Source organism: Bifidobacterium tibiigranuli (assembly GCF_022655035.1).
GTDB classification, from domain to species: Bacteria; Actinomycetota; Actinomycetes; order Actinomycetales; family Bifidobacteriaceae; genus Bifidobacterium; species Bifidobacterium tibiigranuli_A.
Window position 1 is genome coordinate 14,359 of record NZ_JALCUA010000010.1, and the last position, 24,289, is coordinate 38,647.

Annotated in this window: 17 protein-coding genes; 6 read left to right on the forward strand and 11 right to left on the reverse strand. The window is 59.3% G+C overall.

Annotated features, from left to right (window positions below):
• Positions 1 to 45: 45 nt before the first annotated feature.
• Positions 46 to 1,314, reverse strand: coding sequence for a glycosyltransferase (locus tag LKK40_RS09135; protein WP_237564520.1), 1,269 nt, complete (start codon positions 1,312 to 1,314; stop codon positions 46 to 48).
• 225 nt (positions 1,315 to 1,539) lie between these two features.
• On the opposite strand from LKK40_RS09135, the gene LKK40_RS09140 reads away from it, so the two are divergent.
• Together LKK40_RS09140 and LKK40_RS09145 are read left to right on the forward strand one after the other, a co-directional pair.
• Entirely contained in the window at positions 1,540 to 3,633 is a 2,094-nt protein-coding gene (locus LKK40_RS09140) for a glycosyltransferase (protein ID WP_237564509.1), read from the forward strand.
• Positions 3,634 to 3,838: 205 nt separating this feature from the next.
• Positions 3,839 to 4,882 carry a glycosyltransferase family 2 protein gene (locus LKK40_RS09145; protein WP_304310341.1) on the forward strand — a complete coding sequence of 348 codons (1,044 nt, stop codon included), beginning with the start codon at positions 3,839 to 3,841 and terminating at the stop codon, positions 4,880 to 4,882.
• A 52-nt stretch (positions 4,883 to 4,934) separates the two neighbouring features.
• Here the strand turns inward: LKK40_RS09145 and LKK40_RS09150 are convergent, their stop codons facing one another.
• The 9 genes from LKK40_RS09150 to LKK40_RS09190 form a co-directional block, all read right to left on the reverse strand.
• Entirely contained in the window at positions 4,935 to 6,110 is a 1,176-nt protein-coding gene (locus LKK40_RS09150) for a glycosyltransferase (protein WP_152581498.1), read from the reverse strand.
• Positions 6,107 to 7,021, reverse strand: a complete 915-nt coding sequence (locus LKK40_RS09155; protein WP_152581499.1) for an NAD-dependent epimerase/dehydratase family protein — start codon at positions 7,019 to 7,021, stop codon at positions 6,107 to 6,109. Before LKK40_RS09155 ends, LKK40_RS09150 begins: the two co-directional genes overlap by 4 nt.
• Before the next feature lie 25 nt (positions 7,022 to 7,046).
• Positions 7,047 to 8,015: a lysylphosphatidylglycerol synthase domain-containing protein gene (locus LKK40_RS09160; protein ID WP_152581500.1), complete on the reverse strand. Its 969-nt coding sequence runs from the start codon at positions 8,013 to 8,015 to the stop codon at positions 7,047 to 7,049.
• A gap of 419 nt (positions 8,016 to 8,434) precedes the next feature.
• Complete coding sequence (gene rfbB / locus LKK40_RS09165; RefSeq protein WP_152581501.1) at positions 8,435 to 9,454, reverse strand: dTDP-glucose 4,6-dehydratase; 1,020 nt, start codon at positions 9,452 to 9,454, stop codon at positions 8,435 to 8,437.
• 70 nt (positions 9,455 to 9,524) lie between these two features.
• Positions 9,525 to 10,409, reverse strand: coding sequence for a glucose-1-phosphate thymidylyltransferase RfbA (gene rfbA, locus LKK40_RS09170; protein WP_152581502.1), 885 nt, complete (start codon positions 10,407 to 10,409; stop codon positions 9,525 to 9,527).
• A gap of 40 nt (positions 10,410 to 10,449) precedes the next feature.
• A complete protein-coding gene (locus LKK40_RS09175; RefSeq protein WP_152581503.1) occupies positions 10,450 to 11,844 on the reverse strand; it encodes an ABC transporter ATP-binding protein in 1,395 nt (464 codons plus the stop codon).
• A complete protein-coding gene (locus LKK40_RS09180) occupies positions 11,844 to 12,680 on the reverse strand; it encodes an ABC transporter permease (RefSeq protein WP_152581504.1) in 837 nt (278 codons plus the stop codon). Before LKK40_RS09180 ends, LKK40_RS09175 begins: the two co-directional genes overlap by 1 nt.
• A 134-nt stretch (positions 12,681 to 12,814) precedes the next feature.
• A complete protein-coding gene (locus LKK40_RS09185; RefSeq protein WP_152581505.1) occupies positions 12,815 to 14,692 on the reverse strand; it encodes a hypothetical protein in 1,878 nt (625 codons plus the stop codon).
• A gap of 249 nt (positions 14,693 to 14,941) precedes the next feature.
• On the reverse strand, positions 14,942 to 16,186 hold the full coding sequence (locus LKK40_RS09190; RefSeq protein WP_152581506.1) for a nucleotide sugar dehydrogenase: 1,245 nt from the start codon (positions 16,184 to 16,186) through the stop codon (positions 14,942 to 14,944).
• Positions 16,187 to 16,584: 398 nt separating this feature from the next.
• Between LKK40_RS09190 and LKK40_RS09195 the strand changes: the two genes are divergently transcribed.
• Positions 16,585 to 17,817 (forward strand): DUF2142 domain-containing protein, encoded by a 1,233-nt coding sequence (locus LKK40_RS09195; protein ID WP_304310342.1) that lies wholly within the window; start codon positions 16,585 to 16,587, stop codon positions 17,815 to 17,817.
• Between the two features lie 55 nt (positions 17,818 to 17,872).
• Here the strand turns inward: LKK40_RS09195 and LKK40_RS09200 are convergent, their stop codons facing one another.
• Positions 17,873 to 19,744 (reverse strand): glycosyltransferase, encoded by a 1,872-nt coding sequence (locus LKK40_RS09200; protein ID WP_152581508.1) that lies wholly within the window; start codon positions 19,742 to 19,744, stop codon positions 17,873 to 17,875.
• A 172-nt stretch (positions 19,745 to 19,916) separates the two neighbouring features.
• Between LKK40_RS09200 and LKK40_RS09205 the strand changes: the two genes are divergently transcribed.
• From LKK40_RS09205 to LKK40_RS09215, 3 genes are all read left to right on the forward strand, one after another.
• Complete coding sequence (locus tag LKK40_RS09205) at positions 19,917 to 21,044, forward strand: acyltransferase family protein (RefSeq protein ID WP_152581509.1); 1,128 nt, start codon at positions 19,917 to 19,919, stop codon at positions 21,042 to 21,044.
• A 223-nt stretch (positions 21,045 to 21,267) separates the two neighbouring features.
• The gene (locus tag LKK40_RS09210) at positions 21,268 to 22,179 is read left to right on the forward strand and encodes an excalibur calcium-binding domain-containing protein (RefSeq protein WP_237564510.1); all 912 of its coding nucleotides are present in this window, start codon (positions 21,268 to 21,270) and stop codon (positions 22,177 to 22,179) included.
• A 190-nt stretch (positions 22,180 to 22,369) separates the two neighbouring features.
• Entirely contained in the window at positions 22,370 to 24,226 is a 1,857-nt protein-coding gene (locus tag LKK40_RS09215; protein ID WP_152581510.1) for a glycosyltransferase family 39 protein, read from the forward strand.
• Positions 24,227 to 24,289 lie beyond the last annotated feature (63 nt).

Here is a 24,289-nt window from a genome sequence, read left to right on the forward strand (position 1 = left end):
TGTGCGAGAGCAGCTGCGACTGAATGCTGCTGCGGTCAGCCTCTCCTAGCGAGCGCTGCGGTTCTTTGACTCATTCATTTCAGAAATACTGCGTTTAGAAATACTGTGTTCGGAGTTGCCATGCCCGGAGCTGTCGCTGCTGCTCCCTCTATCGTTTCGTCTACTGTTGCGCCCATTGCTGAGTCCATCGTTACACCCATCGTTGCTTCCGCTGCTACGTTCGCTGCTACGTTCATTGCTGCGCCCGCTGCCGCGATTGCGTTGCGCCTTGCGCCGCCCGCTGCCGCTCACGTCGCCGAGCTTACGTCCCGCATTGCGCAGCGCTATCAGCGCTCGATACCCCAGCTTACGCAATCCGGTCGGCATGAGCCGGTAGAGCGCGCGAATAGCGACATTACGCACAAATTGCGCAGCGCTCGTGAACCCATCCGCACGGAATCGGCGCTGCAATGCCAGCTCGTCGCGGAACATGGCCCAGCCGCCGCGCCGCTGATATGCGCCCGCATCGACGCGATACAGCACCAGCGGCTCGGCAACGTTATGCAGCCGCGCACCAGCCAGAATCAGCCGCTCCCAGAGCAGATAGTCCTCGAAGCGACCGCTGTGCTCAGGGTACCCGCCGACGCGCTGCACCGCCGACTTGCGGAAGGCCACGCTCGGGTGATGCAGCGGCGACTGGACGCGCGCGAAATCAAGCAGCTTCTTGCCACCGGCTGGCAGTGTGCGCGCCTGGCCGGGGTGCCTTTCATCGCCGCTGAACTCGCGGATAGCGCTGCCGACGATGTCATAGTGGCCGACATGCTCACGTTCTCCGCGCGAATCATGCTGCGGCGCACGATGCGACTCACCATGTGGCCCATCAAGCAGCGGGATAATCGTGGCGAATCGCGCCGGCAGCGAGATGTCGTCACTGTCCGCACGGGCGACCAGATCGTACCGGCAGCGCCGCAGACCCTGATTCAACGCATGCGCCAGCCCGGAATTGCGCGCAAGCTCCAACACCGTGATCTCGGGAAGCGAATCATGCCGCCCGACTTGCGCGAATGCCTTGCCCAGCCAAACATCCAGCCCATCTAAAAAAGCCTGTATCGACGCGGGAACCGGCCCGTCACGCACGATGACCAACTGCGTCGGAACGCAAGTCTGCTCAAGCGTGTTCGACAACACCGCACGACGCAGATAGTCGCGTTCGTCGCCGGCGTACACGGCCATCAGCACCGAAAACGGCGGCGTCATCGGCGTCTCGCCTGTTGACTCGCCATCTGCTGCAGCATCGCCCGTTACGCCAGCGCTCACTTGCCCGTCACCCAGCATCACGCTTGCACCGCCTTCCTACGCATCGCACGCCGCGTCACGCATCGCAACCCATACTCGCCATATCGCAGGTCATTCTACCGTACCGACCTGCGAAGCCCTCAGTCCAACGAGGTCGGCGCAATGGGGCAACGCCGAGGCAACAGCAGCATCAAGGCTCGTTGCTACGCCGCCCAACGCGGCGCTCGCCCGCACACTTACGCGCAGTTCCATATAATGAGGACCATGCATACTATGTACCAGTCAGGCACCGATACGGACGACCGGAATTGGGAGGCGGTCAGCCGCGTCGTGTTCCCTGTGAGCGACCAGGATCTGGTGCTCCCCCTGTACGCCATCGAATGGACGAGGCCGCATCTCACCGACGACGTGTTCAACCCTCGCCTCGATATGGAGAAGATGCCGTTCGACAGCATGAACAGCAAGGCCGTGCGGCATCTGCTCAACGAAAGCATCGAAGACCACGCCAGCACTGCAGCCAACGACGTCTTCACCGTCGATTCGCGCCATGCGATGACAGTGCTCGCCGGCAGAAACGTTTCGCTGTGCACCTTCTTCAATGCCTTCCCGGCCAGCTATTGGAAGCGCTGGACGGGCATCAGCGCCGTGCGGTTCAGCGCGAAGGTGCGCGGAATCGGCGAAATTGCACTGTATAAATCCTCGGGCCGCGGCCTCTTCTCCGCGCTCGACACCATCAACGTCGATACCACCCATGATGAAGCCATGCTCGACGCCGATGGCTTCGCAAGCATCGAAACTGTGCTCCCCATGAACGGGCTGATCGACGGCGGCTATTTCTGGTTCGACGCCAAAGCCGGCAACGATGCGGCGCTGAACATCGAGGACGCGCAATGGTCGGTGCCGTGTGGCGAGAAGACGGCGGTACCGAGCGACACGGGCAGCACCAGCACCGCCAGCACCACCCTGTCCATCGCCATCACCACCTTCAACCGCGCCAAGTACTGCCTGCGCCAGCTGCGCACCATCGCGCACGAGCCGGCGCTGGTGGAGCGCCTCGACACCATCTACTGCACCGATCAGGGCACCGACCTGGTGCGCGACCAGCCTGGCTTCGAGCAGGTCGCAAACGAGCTCGGCAGTCGGCTGACGTATCTGCGCCAGACCAACATGGGCGGCTCGGCCGGCTTCTCGCGCGGCATGTACGAGACGCTCAAGGCAGGCACCAGCTCGTACACGCTGCTGCTGGACGACGATGCCATCAGCGAACCGGAGGCGATTCTGCGCGCACTGCAGTTCGCCGACTACACCAAACGCCCCACCATCGTGGGCGGCGGCATGCTGCATCTCGACAACCGCACCGTGCTCTACACGCAGGGCGAGCGCTTCGTCCCCGCCAGCGTATGGATGAAACCGTCGCAAGGACTGGACTACAACCATGATTTCGCGCGCTTCCCGCTACGCGACTCGCCCGAGCGCCACCGTCGCATCGACTCGGATTTCAACGGCTGGTGGATGTGCCTCATCCCCACGGCCATCATGAAGGAGATCGGCCTGTCGATGCCCTTCTTCATTAAATTCGACGACACCGAATACGCGCTGCGTGCCGCCGAACACGGCTACCACACGGTGTGCCTGCCCGGTGTGGCCGTCTGGCATCAGGCGTGGCATGACAAGGACCCGTCGAGAACGTGGGAGGAGTACTTCTTCCAGCGCAACCGCTGGATCTGCGGCCTGCTGCACTGCCCCAAGCCCAGCCGCCGCTTCGCCTTCGAAATGCTCTACGGCGACGTCAACGTAGGCATCAAGCTCGTCTACTCCGCGCTGCGACTGCGGCATATGGGGCTGCGCGACATCCTGCGCGGGCCGCAATACATCCTCGATTCCATGCCCGGCAAGATGGCCCAGGTCCAGCAGGCGCGCAAGGGCTTCGCCGATACGACGCTGATCACGGACGTGGATGAGGTTCCCGCGCCGGCACGCGAATTCGCCATGCCATTTACGCCGACCACGTCCAAGGCCATCAAGAAAAGCGGTCTCAAAGCCATAGCCCGTGCGTTGGTTTCGCGCGGCGACGGCACTAAGGACGCCCAGCCGGATGTGGCAATCCCCTCCGATCAGGCTATATGGCGCTCATTCGTGGGCGTCAACTCCGCGCTCGTCACCTCGCCCGACGGCAACACGGTGGCCTGGTGCCGACGGGACAGCGCCTTGTTCAGGCAGCAGGTCCGCGAGGGGCTGCGCATATCGCAGACCCTACTGAAGAACTGGGAGCGTCTGTCCCAGGAATACCGCGAATCCGACATCTGCAGCATCGACGCCTGGGGCAAGGTGTTCAAGGAGCAGACCATAACGGACTAGGCGGGTTGCGTCCGGATTGTAGCGCTATCCCGTGCCTGCTAGAACGAAAACGTCGGACTGCTCAGTAGCGTTTTCGTTCCAGCAGGCAGGGAAGACGGGGGACAACAAGATAACCACGAGCCGCGCGGAGGACGTTCCCCCTCACTGTCTACAATTGGCGTAAGCAGCATCACGCAATGATTTGAAGGAACGACTCGAAGGAACCATGAAGCTTTTCATCCAGATTCCCTGCCTGAACGAGGAAACGACACTTCCCCTCGTCTTGGCCAAAATCCCCACGACCATATCGGGCATCGACGATATCCAGCTGATGATCATCGACGACGGCTGCACAGACCGCACCGTCGAGGTGGCCCGCAGCCTTGGCGTGCAGCATGTAGTGCATCACGCCAAGCCGATGGGGCTGGCGCGCGCCTTCCGCGATGGTGTGGATTATGCGCTCAAGCATGGCGCGGATATCGTGGTGAACACGGACGGTGACAACCAGTACCCCAGCGAGGCCATCGGCGAGCTGGTCCAGCCCATCGTCCGCCATGAGGCCGATATCGTGGTCGGCGACCGTCAGACCGCGAAAATCAGCGAGTTCAGCGGTTTCAAGAAGGCCATGCAGCATTTCGGCTCGTGGGTCGTGAATAAGGCCGCTGGCACGCATATTCCCGATGCGGCGAGCGGATTCCGCGCCTATTCGAAGCGTTCGCTGATTCAGCTCAACATCGTCACCGAGTTCAGCTACTGCATGGAGACGATCATTCAGGCGGGCAACAAGCGCATCGCCATCGCATCGTACGCGATCACGACGAATCCCAAAACCCGCGAATCGCGGCTGTTTTCGAACATCTTCGAGCATATGGCCAAGTCGGGCGGGGCGATCATCCGCAGTTTCCTGATGTTCAAATCCAACGTCATCTTCAAATGGGCGGCCATCATCTTCGGCGTGCTGGGGCTGATTCCGATCATCCGTTTTCTCGCGCTCGCCTTAATAGGCCAGGACAAGGGCCATCTGCAGTCGATGCTGCTTGGCGTCGCCCTGCTGATGATCGCCACGGTATGCGTCGCGCTGCAGATCATCTCCGAAGTGCAGCGCATCCAGCGCCGGCTTGTAGAGGACGAGCTCGAACGCACCAAGGAGATCCAGTATTCCGCGCCGTATCAGGCCATTTGGGCCAAACAGGACGAGTGGGACGGGTTTGCGACTGTGCAGGAAGGCAGCCGACCCACTCAGCCAAAACAGAACGGCGCGTCGGCCTGACCAGTTCGTTTTTCAGAAGCATGATTCCTTCTGAAAAAAGACAGGTGTCAAATCAACGGATCAACGCATCGATCAGCTTGCGGTATTCTTCGCCGATCTGCGCGAAATCGAAACGTCCGGCGAGTGCAAGCGAACGCTGGGAGAAACGCTTGTATCCGTCGTCTCCCGGGGACAGTACCTTCGCAATTGCCGTGTGCAGCGCATCGACGTCCCCCGGTTTCGTAAGATAGCCGTTCTCGCCGTCCGCCACCGCTTCGCCAATGCCGGCAATATCCGAGGCCACAATGGGCGCGCCTGACGCCATGGCTTCCAGAATCGCGACCGGCAGACCGTCCTTGTCGCCGTCCGCCGCCACCACCGACGGTGCCGCGAACACATCGCAGGATGCATATAGCGATTGCAGTTCGGTCTTGTTCTTCGGCCCTAGAAACTCGCAATCGAGCTGCAACTGGCGTGCGCGCCCTTCCAGCATCGCGCGTTCAGGGCCATCGCCGACGATGAGCAGCTTCGCGTCGAGACCTTGCATGGCCTCAAGCAGGTACCGTGCGCCCTTCTTCTCGGCGAGCCGGGCGACGAAGAGCACAATGGGCTTGCCGATCGTCTTGCGCAAGGCCTCGTCGCGATGCTTGGGGCCGAAAAAGGTCAGGTCGACGCCCATGGGAATGACCTGCACATGCTGCGTATGCCGATAACGCGTCTGCAAGGTATGTTTGAGATCGCGCGAGACCACGGTGACCGCCCCGGCATCGTCGATGACGCGCTGCTTGAGCTGCTTGAACGGGAAGCCGTTGAGCGAGGTCACGTCTCCGCCGAGACCGGAGACGATATAGGGCTTTTTCCTGCGCAGGAAGGACTGCGTGACCCCCTGCGGCACGAACCAGTTGACCAGCACGGCGTCGCAATGCTTCAGCTCGCGGCGCGTGGCGAAGTACTGCGCGATGAAGAAGAACGGCACCAAGAGGGCGCGGGCCTTCTTCTCCCGGATGCGGGGCACAATCGCCCCCGGGTAGGCAAGAGTCTGCAACGAGGCGATGGGGAAATACCTAAAGCGCTTGACGCGGATGCCTTCCATCGTTTCTGTGCTGCGCGCACCGGGAGCAGCGGGAACCAGCGCGGTCACGTCGTAGTGCTGCTTGAGCTGCATGCACAGGTCATAGATGAACTTCGGCTCGGTGTCGTCCTTCCAGCGCGGGAATGTCGACGCGGTGACCAGCAGACGCTTCTTCATGATCGTCCTTTCCGAAAGAAATCGTAGGTTTTGCGTATGCCATCGGCCAAGGTCACGAACTCGCGCACGCTGCCGAAGCTCCGGTATTTCGCGATGTCAAGGACGGAATACGGAACGTCCACGCTGCGCCCCGGCCGGTGCGTCACGTTCACCTGTATGGGCAGCACCCGTTCCAGCGTTTCGATGACCTCGCTGACCGACGTGCCGACGCCTCGTCCGATATTGACCGTTTCGTTGGGAGCGCCGTTGCCGATCACGTCCATGATGCACGCCACGGCGTCATCGATGTAGATAAAGTCACGTACGACCGAGCCATCGCCGAAGATCTGGATGGTCTCGCCGTTGATGGCCTGGTAGACCAGCTTGGTGATCAGTCCGAGCGGCCCTTGCGGGTTCTGGCCGGGGCCATACGGGTTGGAGAGCCTGATGATCTGGCAGTCGAAGCCGCCAGTTGTGGCGCACAGCCGCAGCGCCTGCTCGATCATGAGCTTCTGCAGCCCATAGGTGTTGATGGGGTCGGGCAGATCGGTCTCCCTGTTCGCCTGTCTGCCTGAATTGCCATAGACGGTGCCCCCGCTCGAAAGGAACACGACCTTCTTGACGCCGCATTCGGCGCACGCCTGAAACAGCTCCACGCTCGGTATGACATTGCGCTGGATTTCGGACAGCGCCCCGCTTTCCGTGCCCGGCACCGATGTGCTGATGAGGTGGATAACAAGGTCTGCGCCTCTCACCAGCCCGGCGAAGTCAAAGCCTGTAGCGAAGCTGCCCTGGACATAGGTGATTCCCTGGCGCTGCCCTGCGGCCACAGAGTGATCGAACACGGTGATGTGGTTGCCGGGGTCGGTCGACAAGCATCTGACCATATGGCTGCCGATGAAACCCGAACCGCCGAAAACAACGATATTCATATGTTACCTTTGCAAAAATCGTATGCTACTGAGCATCCGTTGACTCAGCCTGGTGCGAGTCGCTAGAAACCGGCTGCTTCCCGGCACGAGTGATCAACGGGATGGCAAGGAATGCCAGAACATCAGCTATGGTCATGATAATGCGAGTCACAACCATGGCCAAGGTGATGGCTGCGGGACTTGCCACCGTAGCGGACACCGCGCCTATCATCACCGCTTCCTTGATGCCTATGCCTGCGGGCGCGCCTGGCGTAATGAAGCCGACAAGCCATGCGAGCGTGTATGCCGAAACGAGGATGAGCGATGAACTCAACTGAAAAGGCTCGCCGAGCAGCCAGTACACGACCAGTGCAAACAGCACGCCTCCGGCAAACAACACACAAAGATAGTACGCAAGGCATTCAAGAATGGTCACGATGCTGCGCCCTGACAGCAGATATGAATACCGGCTTGCAACGCCCTTCACCCATTGGCGCTTTGCATATATCACAACGAGCAGCGCGAGGAGCCCAGCTGCGCAAATCACCGCTCCGATAGCCACAAAACGATTATGCGCTACGACATCGAATATATAGCTCCGGAAGAATAACAGGGAGATGATAAAGCCGGAAAGCACATTCAGCGCCACATCGACAATCGTCGCCGAAGCGATTTTGATATGCGAAACATCGTAGCGGGCAGCGAATTCGTTTCTGCCCACATACTGAAAGATGTTTCCAGGTATGTACTTCATCAGATTCGATTTCAGATATACCGGGCATGTCTGCCGGAAGCTGATTTTCGTATCGGTGATAGCGGACACCAAAAGAGTCCAGGGCAGCCCATTGGCGATGACGATAAGCGTCTGAGCAACGACGATAACCAGCAATGGCACAATGGCCTGCCGACTGAGCAGCGCCGAGTAATCGATATGCTGCGACGCCAGCTTCCATATCACGAAGCCAACGGCAAGCACGGTCAGTACATTGCCGGCGATCTTAATCCATCTGTTCATATTGTCACATGCCTACAATCGTTATCAGCATAGAAAATCCGGCACGTTCCACCCATGCCTTACCTTCGAACTCCAACGTCACCGTCCTTCCCGACAGTCTCCGACGATTCCGCCCCTGACAATTCTCTACAAACCCAAATCACCATACTATGCGAACCCGGCAAAGCATATCCGGTTTACACGCATCGTAGACAGTGCGATTTCCAGCGTATTGAAAATTAGACAGATTATGGACCCATATTTTCAGTACACTAGAAATAGAAACCGAGTTTGCCTTCTATTTTCAGTACACTCAACATTTCAGGCGCTGCGAGTTAGATGCGATTGCATCACGCAATTCACCATCATGTACAGCTTGGCGTTTTCCTGGGATTGTGTTGTTGCGTGGTCTTTCGACGCCTGCCAGTAGCAGCGGACCTTTACTGCCCCTGCGCCTTGTATCGGGCTTCGGTGGCGGCCTTGACCGGCTCCCACCACTCGCGATGCCCGGCATACCAGTCCACCACCTGGCGCAATCCCGACTCGAAGTCCGTGTGCTGCGGCATCCAGCCCAGCTCGCGGCGCAGCTTCGACGAGTCGATCGCGTACCGCCGGTCATGGCCCGGACGGTCGCGCACCCAGTCGAAATCATCCTCATCGCGGCCCATCACGCGCAGGATGTCGCGCAAAACCGTGATATTGTCCCGCTCCCCGTCAGCGCCAATCAGATACGTCTCGCCCAGCCGGCCCCGCGTCAGGATCGTCCACACCGCCGAACTGTGGTCCTGCGTGTGGATCCAGTCGCGCACGTTGCGCCCGTCGCCGTACAATTTCGGGCGCACCCCGTCCAGGATGTTCGTGACCTGGCGGGGGATGAACTTCTCCACATGCTGGTACGGGCCGTAATTGTTGCTGCAATTGCTGATCGTGGCCCGCACCCCGTACGTGCGATGCCACGCCCGCACCAGCAGATCGCTCGACGCCTTCGAAGACGAATACGGCGAGGACGGCCGGTACGCCCGCTCCTCCACGAAGCGCTCCGGATCATCCAGGGCCAGGTCCCCGTACACCTCGTCCGTGCTGATGTGATGGAAGCGCACGCCATACTTGCGCGCCGCCTCAAGCAAACGGAACGTGCCCATCACATTCGTGGACACGAACGGCTCGGGGTCCGCGATCGAATTGTCATTATGCGACTCCGCCGCGAAATGCACGATCGCATCGCACCCCGGCACGATACGGTCCAGCAGCTCCGCGTCCCGGATGTCCCCATGCACGAACGAGACCCGCTCGCCCAGCACGCCCCGGATATTGTCCAGGCGGCCCGCATACGTCAGCGCATCCAGCACCACCACACGCACACCCGGCTCATGCTCCACCACCCAACGCACGAAATTCGAGCCAATAAACCCACACCCACCAGTCACCAACACACACGAAGGAGAAAACACATCAGTCATGGCTCATTACCTTAACGAAACGGATATATATGTCATGCCGTACGCGCCTCCATGAGCGCCATGAGTTCCATCAGGAGAACAGCCGCTCTTCGGCCACCTGCCGCAGGTACTGCCCGTAGTTTGATTTGCCATAGGATCGTGCCGCGGATTCCAGAGCGTCACGCGAAATCCAGCCGTGCACATAGGCGATTTCCTCCGGCACTGATATGGGCAGGCTCTGTGATCGCTGGACTGTGCGTACGAATTCGCCGGCCTCGTAGAGCGACTCCATAGTACCGGTATCGAGCCACGCATACCCACGGCCCAGCGTGCCGACATGCAACGAGCCATCGTCGAGATACAGCTGAATGAGATCGGTGATTTCCAGCTCGCCTCGAACGGAAGGCCTGACTCTCTTGGCGAAGTCGACCACACGCGAATCATAGAAATACAGCCCGGTCACCGCGTAGCGCGACTTGGGATGCGCAGGCTTCTCTTCGATGGAGACCGCCTTGCCGTCATCATCGAACTCAATGACGCCGAAGCGTTCAGGGTCATCGACGTAGTAGCCGAACACCGTCGCCTCGCCAGTCTCAGCGCGGCGCACCGCTTCGCCCAGCTGTTTCGAAAGCCCGTTGCCGTAGAAGATGTTGTCGCCAAGCACCAGCGCGCAGGCATCGCCATCGATAAAATCTTCGCCCAGCAGGAAGGCCTGCGTCAGGCCGTCGGGAGACGGCTGCACCTTATAGCTCAGCGAAAGTCCGAATCGCGAGCCGTCACCGAGCAGGCGCTCGAAGTTCGGCAGATCCTGCGGCGTGGAGATGATGAGAATATCGCGGATACCGGCCAGCATCAGCGTCGACAGCGGATAGTAGATCATCGGCTTGTCGTACACCGGCAGCAGCTGCTTGGATGTGACCGAGGTCAGCGGATACAAGCGGGTGCCAGAGCCTCCCGCGAGAACAATGCCCTTCATAGGTGCGCACAATCCCTTCTACAGTGAATGTTTGCCGCAGTTACGCAATCCCGTCAGTGCGCTCGTCAGTACGTCCGCTGGCAATCCCGCCGGCACGCTCTACAGCATGCTCTGCGGCGGAATCCTCGATGTTTGCGGCCTCGTAGTGCACCGTCTCTATCAGCGAGTCGTCGACTGGAGTCATGACCAGGGCGCGGTCGCTGAGCAGGGCGTATTCGTCGTTCCTGTCGTTGCGAATCGCGAAGCTGCACGAATTCTCGTCCAGCGCGACGCCCACGGCATCGGTTCCCCTCGGATCGTTCGCCATCGGGGTGCGCAGCGAAGTGATCAGCCGGAACTCGCCGTTATTGAACGCATCGAGCGGCAGGCTGAAGCGAATCGTATGATGCCCATGCTGCCTGACTCTGAAGACCTTGGCCCCAGTGTCGTAGGTTATGCCGCCACGACGTGTGTCGTGCAGTGCGATGGCCAGATAGAAGTCCCCCGGCTCGTCGTACTGGTATTCGACGTCGAAGACGAACGGCTCTTCGCCGGAGCACACCTGCGAGGACACTGCACTCGTGCGCAGAATGGGGCAACGTTCGTTCAGACCGTTCGCATACCCTCCGCGAGCCTCCCGCCGCTGCTTCTCCTCCGCACGCTGCACCGCTAGATTCGCCAGCGTGTACTGCTGCGAAACCGTCTCAGGGTCACCGGCAGCCTCGACTTCCCCATCAGCGATCATCAGTGCCCGGGAGCAGTAGCGCTTCACCGAATTCATATCATGCGTGACGAGAATAACTGTCTTGGTGGGATCCTTCTTGATTTCGGTGAAGAAATCGTCGCATTTGCGCTGGAAGGCCTCATCTCCGACTGCGAGCACCTCATCCAGCACGAGGATGTCGCCCTGGGCTTTGATGGCCACGGAGAACGCGAGCCGCACCTGCATGCCCGAGGAGTAGTTCTTCAGCTTCTGATCCATGAAGTCCTGCAGCTCGGCGAATTCCACGATGTCGTCGTACATGCCGTCGACCTGCTCATGGGTGAATCCCAGCAGCGCGCCATTGAGGTAGACGTTCTCGCGCCCAGTCAGTTCGGGGTTGAAGCCCACGCCCAGCTCGATGAAGGGCACAAGCTTGCCGGTGACGCTGATCTGGCCGGTCTCAGGATAGTAGATCTGCGAAATCAGCTTGAGCAAGGTCGATTTGCCGCCGCCATTGCGCCCGACGATGCCGAAGAACTCGCCCTGATGCACCTCGAAGCTGATGTCCTTGAGCACATCGAGTCTGCGGAAGCCCTTGATGCCTTTGGTCCAGTTGATCACGGCCTGCTTCAGGCCCGTCGCCTGCTCCGTGGGAAGCTTGAAGGACTTCGAAATATGGTCGACTGAAAGGACGACAGGAGCATCCTCGAAGTTGCGCCGTACCGTCATGCGTTCATCCTGCTGATACGTCATCACATCACCTCCGCGAATTTGCGGCTGTTGCGCCGGAACAGATAGATGCTCAGCCACAGCGCCAACGCAGTCAGCACCAGGGGCACCAGCCTGACGCCCCAGTTGCTGAACTGGTTCCATATCGTCGGCTGCGTTTCCGGTGCGATGAGATTGTGCCGGATATCCTGAATGATCTGCGCGAAGGGATTGAGCAGTTCAAGCCGTGCAAGAGAGGCGAGCGGTCCGCCGTGCTGAGTGACGTACAGCAGCGGGTAGATGATAGGCATGGCGTAGAAGATCAGCTGCTGCAGCACTTCCCAGATCTGCGCGATGTCGCGGAAGTACACATACATCGTCGCCATCAGCAGGGTTATCGCCAGCGTCGCCGCATACAGCTCGACAACGTTGAGCGGCACCCACAGCACATCCCAGGTGAATTTGACCCGCGAAAAGATGGCGAAGACCAGCACGACCAGCAGGTTGATGCCGAAGCTGATAAGGGCGCCCACAGTGGCGGAGACTACGACGATGTAGTTGGGGAAGTGGATCTTACGCAGCAGATCGCCGCGGTCCACAACCGACCGCAGGCCCACATTCGTGGATTCCGTGACGAACTGCCACGAGCTGATGCCCAGCAGCAGCACCACGGGATAGGTCGGCGTGCCGTCCGACATGCGCAGGAACTTCGCGAAGACGAGGTACATGACGCAGAACAGCATCAAAGGCTTGAGCACAGACCAGGCGACACCGAGGAAGGACCCTTGGTAGCGCAGCTTGAAATCGGTTTTGACCAGACCGCGCAGCACAGTCCAAGCATAGCTATACCGCTCTTTGATCCTCTTTACCAGTTGGTTCACGGTTTGCAATCCTATCAGTGAGGTGCCACGAGCGGCAAAGCGCCATGGCAACCGTTGCGATTCATGCGTTCATACTATTGTGACAGAGGCTTCGCCGCAGCTTCGCATATCTGCCTTTCATTCACACAACCCCGTCAAGAAGCCAGCCCCGCCACCTTCAGCTCATCCTGCAAATGGCCGGGCAGTACCCACAGCTGGTAGCCAATGGAGCTTTCCTTGCCGACCTGCAGCGCGTGGACCGATGCCGCTGCGGGAAAGTCCTGACAGCCGATGACCAGTTCGGTGCTGAACGAGCCATATGAGTCAGTGAGCTTGAGATCGGACTGGAACCAGAATGCGAAGACGTTCTGGACCCATGCCGAATTCCCCGGATTCGTGCGGCACACAGTGTCGAATGACAATGTGGAAACATGGTAGCGATCGGAAATCTCCTTCATCGTGCCTACCACAGGAGGCACGCCGCCGTCCTTGCCCTGGTATGCCTCCACCGCGGGGCGCGACAGGACGCCGCCGAAGCAGCAGGCGACCACAAGCACGAGGGCTATCAGCGTCTTGCGCTGGCGCGCGACAAGCAGCATGAGCCAGAAGACGATTGACGTCAATGAGGCGAAGAGCCAGAACCGAGTGTCGTTGGTAAAGGTCGGCGTCAGCCAGCCCCAAGTGCGGTACGGTCCGGGCTGAGCATTGAGCAGCCAGCCAGGGTCTTGCTGCTGGGCAAACGGCAACGCACCGCTCCATGGAAGAATGCCCGGAACATGCGCAGGGGTGATGGCACCCCATGTCGCAGCGCGCGGAGCAACCCAGAAAACCGTCGGCACGATGACCAGCAGACCGATGCCGAAGAGCGAGAACAGCTGCGAAGCATGCAATCCCCTGATGATCATCGCCAGCCCGACGGCCACAATCAACGCGGCAAAAGGATCAATGTACCGTCCATATATCCAAGCGTCGAGACGCCCGCGATCATCGCTGAACAGCATATCGTGCGACGACCAGGACAGCATCGACAGCGCTGACGATCCTGCAAGCACGCCCAGCAGCCACAACGCCGGACCGAAGGTCTTCTCCTTCTTCCAATCCCGGACCATAATGACCAGCAGCGCCACGAAGCCGATAATGATAATGCCCAGGGAGGAAACCACCTGATACCACAGTTGGCCAAGCACCGCACTGGCGATGATGCCTAACGGGGAGCGCAGATTTTGGGATACGTTCGTACCCTGGTTGAATGGCAGCGCCAAGAGCTTGGTATTCAGCCGCATCGCGAAGCGGTATCCTGCTATTGCGAGCAGCCCCGTTGCGACGATTGCGCTCAGGGATACCCGCCAATTGCGTTTCACCAGAAACAGCAGCCATAGCAACGTGACTGGCAGCACGATGATCGCCCGCGCGTGCGTGAGCACTACCAGCGCGACCAAGAGCGCAAGCATCGCCATGCGCCCATATGTGGTCTTCTCCCAGAGTCGATATGCCGCTACGGCTGCGCAGGCCAAGGCCAGCATCAGGAACTTCTCGCTCAGTGTGTACGCCGCCTGCACTGTGCGCGACGGCATGCACATAACCAGTCCGGCCACGAGCACGGATTGCGGGGCGGAGAGCTGAAAACGACGGACCAGGCAGGCAAGCGGCCAGATGGTCAGCAGCGCAATGCCAACGCCCAGCCAGACGGCGATGCGGTAAAACGTGCCCGGATCCGCAGTGACCCACCAGATGGGGGCGAGCAGGAATGACCAGGCCGGAAAATACCCTCCGCCCATCACAGGAATGGACATGCCAGTGCCGGAGAAGTACTTGGCATATTGCAGAAGCGTAATCTCATCATAGGGAAACGCCGGAGCCACCGCCGTCAATGCCATATACCCGTGCAGCACGGCAGCTACAACGACGGCCGCCGCCGCAAGCCACCACGCTCGCGCAAGACGCCCGAGCGTCGAAGGCCAGGCAGTCGTCTCACGTCCGTGCTGTGCCGCGGCTGAAGATACGGCCGTGCTGCCATACGATCCGTCTGCCATAGAGAGAACCCAGAACCTTCCCTAGCGCGCCAGACCAGGCATCAGGCAATGCCGTAGCAGCCTGCTCACCTTGGAGCGGTCGGCGATTTTTCATTGAATTTCATCAATATTATATCGAACGATACCGCACCGTGCCGCATGATGCACGCTCGCCCGGCACCCGTTCGAAATCGAAAACCCGATATCGTATGAGCCACCGGCAAATCGCCCATCCGCTCTGCTGCAACAAGACAGCCGTCAGAGAACCCGTCAGTCCCTTTTGAACAGATCTCTGGTAAACACCTTGTCGCCAACATCGACAAGGTCATCATTCCAGCGGTTCGCCACGATGACATCCGCACGCTGTTTGAAGGACTCAAGATCGTGGGTCACCTCACTGCCGAAGAAATCGGCAGCATTGAGCGTGGGCTCGTAGACAATGACGGGGACGCCCCGCGCCTTGATGCGCTTCATAATGCCCTGAATCGCGGACTGGCGGAAGTTGTCCGACCCGGACTTCATGGTGAGCCGGTAGATGCCGACCACTGGCTTGTTGATGCCCTCGATGCGCCGCTCTATCTCAGTGGCGATGAAGTCCTTGCGCGTGCGGTTCGCGTCGACTATCGCAGAGATCAGATTCTGTGGAACCTGCGAGTAATTGGCCAGGAGCTGTTTGGTGTCCTTGGGCAGGCAGTACCCGCCGTAACCGAAGCTCGGGTTGTTGTAGTTGTCGCGGATGCGCGGGTCGAGGCACACGCCGTGGATGATCTCCTGGGCGTTAAGCCCGCGGCTGTCGGCGTAGGTGTCGAGCTCGTTGAAATACGCCACGCGCAAGGCCAGATAGGTGTTGGCAAACAGCTTGATGGCCTCGGCCTCAGTGGGGCCGACCACGAGCTGCGGGATGCCGCGGCTGCCATCCTCATTGGCACGCGCAGCTTCGGCGAGATCGGCACCCTGAGCGAGCAGCTCGGCGAAGCGCGTGGCTGCAGCCAAGGCCGACGCGTCCGACTGGGGTGCGCCGACGACGATTCGAGAGGGATGCAGATTGTCATAGAGCGCATGGCCTTCGCGCAGAAACTCGGGCGAGAAGAGGATACGGTCGTCACCGAGCGCATCGCGCAGATGCTGCGTGTAACCGACGGGAACGGTGGACTTGATGATGATCCACGCGCTGCTGTTCGCCGCGCGGATGGCGGCAATCGCTGATTCGACGCTCGACGTGTCGAAATAATTCTTCTGCGAATCGTAGTTCGTGGGGGTCGCAACTATGGCATACTCCGCATCGCCATAGGCCTGCGCCGGATCGAGGGTCGCCGCGAAATCCAATGGCCGCTCTCCGCTGGCATTACCGTCGAGAAATTCGGCGATCTCACGGTCGACGATCGGGCTGCGCCCCCGATTGAGCATCGCTACCTTGTCGGGGACGATATCAAGCGCATGAACCTCATTGTGCTGGGCCAGCAGCAACGCCACCGACAGCCCGACATAGCCAGTACCCGCAACCGCAATCTTCACGCCAACCACCTTGTGCCATGACGGTGCCCCAAGAGCAGCCCCTGGGGCACCGTGCCCGATTCCTTACCATTACCAAGCCCAGTATAGGGCCCAAGGAGCTTCAGCGCCTCGGAAACGATCGGCGTGCCGTCGTGGCGCTCCATCATTCCCGCATTCCCTTAGACTGGAGATGTCAAGTTGAGCGAAAGAGGCATCCGATGGAGTCCCATGAGATAGGCGACGGCGCGAGTCGCCACTCGGCGCATGATGCCAGGCGTTTCGAGCCATGGCGCCCGAATCAGAGCAAGCCTCCACTGCATGCCCGTGGGAGGTCGGTTCCCGATGCTCGGCCTATCCGGCCCGCCCTGCCCGTGCGCGCTCCATGGCGCAACAGCATCGCAACCGGGTGCGCATACATCGTGTTCACTCTGATCTATGGCGTGCTGTTTATCATGTTCGACAAGGCTCCTGCGCAAAATGACGGGGCCAATCAATGGCTGCGCGCCTTGCAGGTAGCATCAGGCCAGATCAGGGCGATTCCCAATCCTGCGGACCCCTCGCAATTCGGCGGCCTCGATGCTGCTGGTCACTTCCAGCCATTCAACAACACGGCCGCGTATTCGCCGTTTCTGTATTTTCCATCATTGCTCGGCACTGGGAATTACATGACTGCTTCCATCATGACGCTGGTGTCATGCGCGCTGATCACGGGATTCGCGATAGCCATCAGCGCCGAGCTGTCGAGCCTGCTGGCGATTTCGGCGCTGCTGCCGACGGCGTTTCTCTCGTATGTGTTTCCCACAGCGGATGCGGTCACCAATGCCATCGCGTTCCTGTTCATCGGATTCGTGTTCATGCTCAGACGTTCGACGCGGCATCGGCATTGGGTGCTGCTCGGACTCACCATTGCAGCGTTCTTCCTGGGCTGCACGAAACCGACGAGCCTGGCGCTGCTGATCATACTTCCGTTAGGCATCGCCCCGCACACCGTCGCGCCGTCTGCCATCACTCCACCTGCCAAGGGGAAGGCCGCAGAGTACGCCGCTCTTGCCTTCCCTGCGCTGTGCGCCGTCATCCCGGCTCTCCTCTGGCAGCATGCCGTACGCATGATCGCGCCCGGCGCGAAAAGCCTCAGCAAGATGAGCGGCATAAGCCATCAGCTGATGGCCCATCCGTGGCTCCTCGTGCGAACCATCATAAAATCATTGGTCAATCCGCTGAATCATTCGGTCGAAAGCGTCGATAACATCGGCAGGAACGTCGAGCTTGCAGTCGGCAGCCAGGACACGATGCTGCCGCTGACAATCATGGCTCCCATATTGCTGGCATTCGTCCTTGTTGGCTTGCAGACGGCACACCAGCTCAATCTCAGGGTTCCGGAGAAACTCACGGCTTTTGCCAGCGTGGCGGTCTTCTTCTCGCTAATCTGCCTGGCGATGATACTCATCTGGGTCGGAAAGCTCGGCGGCTATGCCGAAGGCATGCAGGGACGCTACTTCGTGCCCTGCCTGCCGCTGGTCATGCTGTTCATGCCGACGGCAGGCATGCATGCGCAGGATAGTGCACGGCTGAACCGCATCGTCGCGGCACTCATCGCCATCACCTATATCGGCATGTTCGTCGCGCATATGATTCCTGCGAACATCCACTAGCAGGCCGATGCCTCCGCTGCACGCCAACAAACCGTCATGCATGCAGCGGATACCGTCACGCCATCTTCAGGTAGTGCTTCCAGTAATCGACGGAAGTCAGCGTTTGCCGCGCCTCGGCGTACTCCTGCTTCAAGCGGTCGATATTGGCCTTGTAGTACTTGAGGTCGCGCTTATACCGCTTTTCGATCTGCTGGTAGCGCTTCGCGTCTTTGGCGCGAATGGCGCCCTTGCGGTTGTACCAGTCCATGATCACAAGCTTTTTCTTGCCGCGGATGACGCCGGCGGGGTATAGCCATCCCTGCATGGGAATCACGGCATAGCCTTTGCCTTCGCTCGTGAGGTAGCGCTGCCCGTTATCGGTGACGAAATCATCAAGCCGCTGGGCAATCGTGCGGGGCTTGTTGCCATCGATGAGCTGGCGATCGATGTCATGGACATTGAAGCCCTTGAGGTCCGGGTCCTCGTCGGCCTGGCGCTGCAGGGTCTCGAAGTCCACCAGCTGCTCCTTGTTGCGGTTGGCGGCCATGAAGGTCTTCTCGGCGATGCCCGGCGTGCTGATGAACTCCGGCCCCTTGAGGAAGTCCTCGAAGGCATCGAGGCACAGCTCGGCGTTCTCATAGCCGAACTTCTTGAGCTCAAGCCGGATATTGTTCTTGAGCTCATGCATGAAGTCCGAGCTGGGAGCCATATCGCACACGGCCTGCGCAACCATGGTGTTCCTCGTCGTCTGGTAGCGCTCGACGGCGGCGTTGTAACGCTCATGGAAGGACAGATGCCAGATGCACAGTCCGTTCATAGTGATGAACGGTGTCTTGCAGCGAATCCCGTATTCCGCGTCGTCACAGCGCACGAAGAAGGGCAACGGCAGCCCATTGCGCTTGATCACGTCAATCGGTATGCAGCAGTACCACCATGCCGCGTACATGCTCTTGCGCATCGTCGAGGTGGTGGTGAAGGTTTCGTTGTAGATGAGATCCTCGAATTTCGTCAGGCGAATGCTCGGCTTGCACGGCGCGAAAGTGCCTTCCGGCGTCATGAACCCGATATCTTCCCACTGGTCTTCGCCGATCTCGAAGTTGAGCATCGCACCGCTGATCATCGCGTCGCGGTACTCCTCCTTGAGCAGGCGCAGCAGGTTGTAGGTGCGCTTGATGCTCTCCGGCGAGACGGCCACATCGTCGTCCATGAGCAGGACGTTCGTCGCCACCGGCGTCTGCTCCATCGCGGTGAGCATGCCGCGCGTGAAGCCGCCCGCCCCGCCGACGTTGTCGTTCGGAATCACCTGCACGCCATCGCCGCTCATGCCTTCCGCATCCAGCGTGCGGCCGTTGTCGATGACGTACATATGGAAGTGGCTGGCGATATCGTCCTCGGATTCGAGGATGTGCTGCCTGACCAGATTCACATTGTTGATGATGTAGCTTTCCTTCTTGAACGTCGTCGTGGACAGCGCCAGCTCGACATCGCGCAGCTCGCCGGAATAGTCGACGCCGTAGAAGCCGTTCCTGATCTCGACGCGGCCCTGCGTCGTGATGGAGAATCCGACGATCACCATGTTCTCGTCAACGCGCAGCGGCAGATCGACGCTCTGCCATTCCTCGCTGGCGGCGACCTGCTGCACGCTGCCATCGACCAGGATGGAATGCGCGGCGAAGGCATCGCCCATCGTCTGCTGCACTTCGCAAGCCGCGCCTTTGAGCTCCACATGCAACGTGAAATCCTCGGCGATGGTGTACTTGCGCAGCTTCGCGACCGAAAGCGAATTGAAATACGTGGTGAAGTCGAAGACGCCCGCGCGCAGCATGACCCAGTCTGCGGTCTCATCGTCGAAAACCACCGGCTGGTCAGCCTTGCAGTACATGCCCGGGTAGGCTATGGCCCGAGGATTGTTTTCCAACAGGATGTTGGCGAATTTCATGCTTGGCATTTTTTGGCTGTCCCTCGTGTCGTTCGAATCATACCTGTCGTAATCTTAATGGTCCGTCCGCCAAATCTTCAGCATTGTGTGCATTTTCTCCATATCCTCATATTTTGTGCTGAGAAGTCCGACAAAATCTTCTATACTTGTACAGTTGACTTCCAACCACGGGGATGAGGGCATGGCTTCAAGAATTCGGTACTTCGACATCGCCAAAGGGGTGGCGATCCTCTGTGTCATACTCGGACACAGCATCCTGATCGTCAATAACGCCCCCGCGAGCGGCTCTCTTGCCGCGTATCTGTACCATTTCTGCTTTACCTTCCATATGCCCCTGTTCTTCATCCTCTCAGGCTATTTCATGCATCCCGAGCGGCCTTTCAGAGGCGCCAAGGAATCGAAGGAGCTGCTGGCGACATACGGCATAACCTCCCTGACCGTGGTGGTGCTGAACACGCTGATAGCATGGTCGACCCGTACTGGAGGGAGAACGGCGTTCAGGCATTGGATGCTCACGGCGCTGTACGGCGCCGGTGCCAGAACCAACAACTTCCTGTGGAAGGCTCCGGCATCCATCGGGGCCATCTGGTTCCTGCTGGCCTTGTTCTGGGCCCATTTACTCATGCATATTTTCGCCCGGATGAAGGGCGCGCCACTCTGGATCCTCCTCATCTTCTGCATCGGGTATTTCAGCGCACGGGTGGTCTGGCTCCCCGTCAGCATTCAGTCGGGCATGACCGCAACGCTGTTCGTCTATATCGGCTATGTGGCTCGGCAAGGCGACGTGCTGGGCTTCCTGCGGCACCACCGTTATCTCTGGATCGTGCCGTTCGCGGTGTGGGGACTGTTCTTCTGGGAGTTCAGCGGCTTTAGCATGGCCGTGAACCAATACGGCCAGCGGCCGCTGCTGGCACTGGTCGGCTCGTTCTGCGCCACGTTGGGCATCGTGGGCATCTGCATGGTCATCGACAAGGCAGTGCCCCCCTTGGGCAAAGGGCTGTCGCTGGTAGGGCAGTACACCCTGCCGATTCTGTGCATTCATCTTGTCGAAGACAGCATCACACCGTGGGGGCACGTCATTCCCCGGCTCGATGCCTTGACGCATGGAGTCGCGGTTCCTTACGTCATCTTCGCCGTGCGCACCATCATCGACCTTCTGCTCACCTGGGGCCTCTATCATGTGCCGAAAGTCAACATGCTGTTCTTCCCCAGCCTCGCCAAACAGCAGCGCGAAGCGCTAGTCGCAGCCGCTCCTGCCGCTGGCGGCACCACAACTTCGCACGCTCACCCAGCCCACCGCAGGCACTAGGAAGTTCTCCTCCCATGCCAAGCATTCTTCCCGAAACGTAAACTGTGCAACCCCCGCACCGCCATGTCCTTCATGCGGGAATCGTGATGCAAAACCGTGCTGATACGTCGCAACCCCCGCACATGCCTCATCCTCATGCGGGGGTTGCGACGTTTGGATACCAGACTTGGCATATAATGCCCTATATCAATCATTTTCACTGAGAAAGATGCGAAGGCGCTCTATGATTCATCATAAATACAGTTCGCTAATTGTTGCCGCTTGCCTGGCACTGACCACGATGACTTGCATTCCGTCTGCATTTGCCGAGGGCAATGCCGAAGCCTCCGTTGAATGCAGCCAGCAGCCGGAATACACGGGGTGGGTTCATTCCGACAGCCTCTCCGCGAGACGTTGGTGCGAACAGGGGACCGTTGCCTCGTCCAAGGAGTTCTTTGACCCCGGGTCAAACGCATGGTATTGGGCGGATTCGGACGGATCAATCGCGCACGATAAAGATGTGTATCAATGGTCTAACGGTGGTAAATGGGTTCGCTACGACCATAACGGCTATATGGTCAAAGGGGAGAACTACAAAAACGGCGGATGGTATTTCTTCGATCTTACTACCGGAGCCATGTTCAAGGGCATACACTACGTCGGAGTTAATGGCGGCAAGTGGGTGTACTACGACTGGACTACAGGGAAAATGGCTCACGGGGAGCAGTTTGTCAACTACGACGCCGCGCATACCGGATGGTATCTGTTCGATACATATACCGGCGCGATGTTCCACGGCGACACTTTTGTCCGTTCCAATGGCGGGAAATGGGTCCGTTATGATTCAGTAACCGGCAAAATGGTGCACGGGCTGCAACGGCAAGGGAACGCCTACTATTATTTCGACCAGAACACCGGAAAAATGGCGCATGGGCGGACATATGTACCGGAATGGAACGGCTGGTTCTGGTTTGACCAGACGACGGGTCAATACATTCCGCAATCCTCGCAGCCCGCAAAACCGGCACAGCCTTCCGGTACGTATTATGCTAACTGCACTGCAGTTCGGCGGGCAGGCAAGGCTCCGCTTCACCGTGGAGATCCTGGATACCGCCCAGAACTCGACAGAGACAAGGACGGACTGGCCTGTGAGTAATCATCGGGCAGCTATGAATGACCGTTCACCGTTCACGTAGATATTCCAAGTAGATGCGTTATGCGTCTTTTGCTCTATCAGAAAAGATGCCTAGAATAGCCGTCGGCGTTATGATGGATCTTCCTTTGGGTTTTGCGGCATCGTGCATCATGACGCGGTTTCAACTTACGTGAGCAATGAACGAGGCGGAATGAAGAACGGCAACCATCTGAGCCAAGGCCCAGCTTCGCTCGAGATACCAGTCTTGAAGAAGCCGCATCTCCCCGCTCGTATCGCGATGGTGCTGCAGACCGTGGCGGTCGCGCTCGCCTGCGCCATAGCCGCCTTTCTCGCCGGGATATCCTGGTCGCACACTGGGCTTTTTCTTCTAGCGCCCCATGCCTCGCCGCTCCACAACATCACGACGGAACGGATGGATCTTCGCCAGATCCTACCTACGCCGATGTTCTACCTCGGGTTTGCTGTCCTGCTGGTTTTCCTCGCGGGAACCGCCTACGCCTGGACCAAGCTGCAGCCGAAGGCCCACATAGGGCTGTTCATCTTCGTGTATGCGCTCGCTGCATGCCTGCTCTGGGTTCTGGCGCTCGACATAACCGGAAACAGTTTCAGCTACCCGGATTCCACCAGCCTTATCCAGTCCGCGAACTCGCTTTCCCTAGGCCATTTCCACGATTTCGCCCCGCACGGTGTCGGCCATCCCACCTTTTATTCGTATTATTCCTGGTATCCGTTCCAGACCGGCGGGCTGCTGTGGTTCACCCTCATCTTCCTGCTGGTCGGCCCCGACAATTTGTTCGCCCTGCTCATCCTCAATGCCATACTGACCGCATCCTCGGTGTGGGCCATCTGGAAGATCAGCACCTATATCGGACTTGGTGAAAAAGGGCAGCGGATAACCGTGCTGCTGCTCGCCGTCAACGTGCCGTTGCTCATGTCGGCAGGATTCATCTACACCAACGCCGCAGGACTGTTCTTCGTGCTGCTCGCCGTGCTCTGCGCGCTGCAGGCGATGCGGCAGCAGGATGCGCTGCAAGCCGCCATATGGACCTTCGGGGCCTTCGCCATCGGCACCCTCGCCATGATCATCAAGGGAACCGTCGTTCTTTTCGTGCTGGCCTTCGTGCTTCTGCTCGTGCTTTCGGCAATCCGGAAACGCATGTATTGGCTGATTGCGCTTGATATCATTCTCTTTGCGGCGGCTCATTGGGCGTCGGGATTGTCCGTGCCGCTCGTCGAGCATATCGTGGGCCAGAAATTCGGCGGCGGTTTGCCCCAGCTTTCCTGGATTGCGATAGGTCTTACGCACTCAGGCGGGGCAACGTGGATGCCCGGGTGGTGGGATGCTTCAGCCATCCACCACTACGTCATCTACAAGGGCAACACGGCACTGCAGCAGCAGGCCGCCCAGGATACGATTCGCAACGCTATCAACGGCTTTACGAGCGACCCGCAGTCAGCGAGTACCTTCTTCATACAGAAGCTGGCCTCGGAGTGGGCGGAGCCGACCTATCAGAGTCTGTTGTACTCGTCGCTCTCTCCGCGGCGCGCCAACAGCTCGCTGCTGGGCGCGGCCATGTTCGGGCCCAGCAGCCAACTGCTCGTCTCGTTCACCAACGTCTACCAATTCCTGCTGTATGCCTTCTGCACTATTGGCTGCATCCGTGGCATAACGGCGCGGAAGAAGAACCGCGACGCCTTCGAGGCGCTCTGCCTGAATGCGTGCATCATCGCCGCCGGATTCCTGTGCTTCCTGCTGTGGGAGGCGAAAAGCGTGTACGTGTTCCCCTTCGCCGCCATGATGGTTCCGCTCGCCGGGTACGGTTTGGAATGGTTATACTCGGCTGCGCGTGCGTTGATCCGATTCGTAACGTCCACGTTCATAGCGTCCAAGTCCATAGTGCTCAAGCGCACACAGCGCAGTGGGAGCGAAGTCGCGGTCGAAGACAGAAGCGCAGACGGCCACAGCGGCGAGATCGCGCCAATATCAGCACCGGTGGAACAGCAAGGCGTCAATGACCGCAAGGTCGATACCGTACCGACAGAATAGCAAGGCGAATAGCGCTTTTCCCGCGCAAGACCGCGCAGGAAAGGACCCGCTTCAACGCGCACC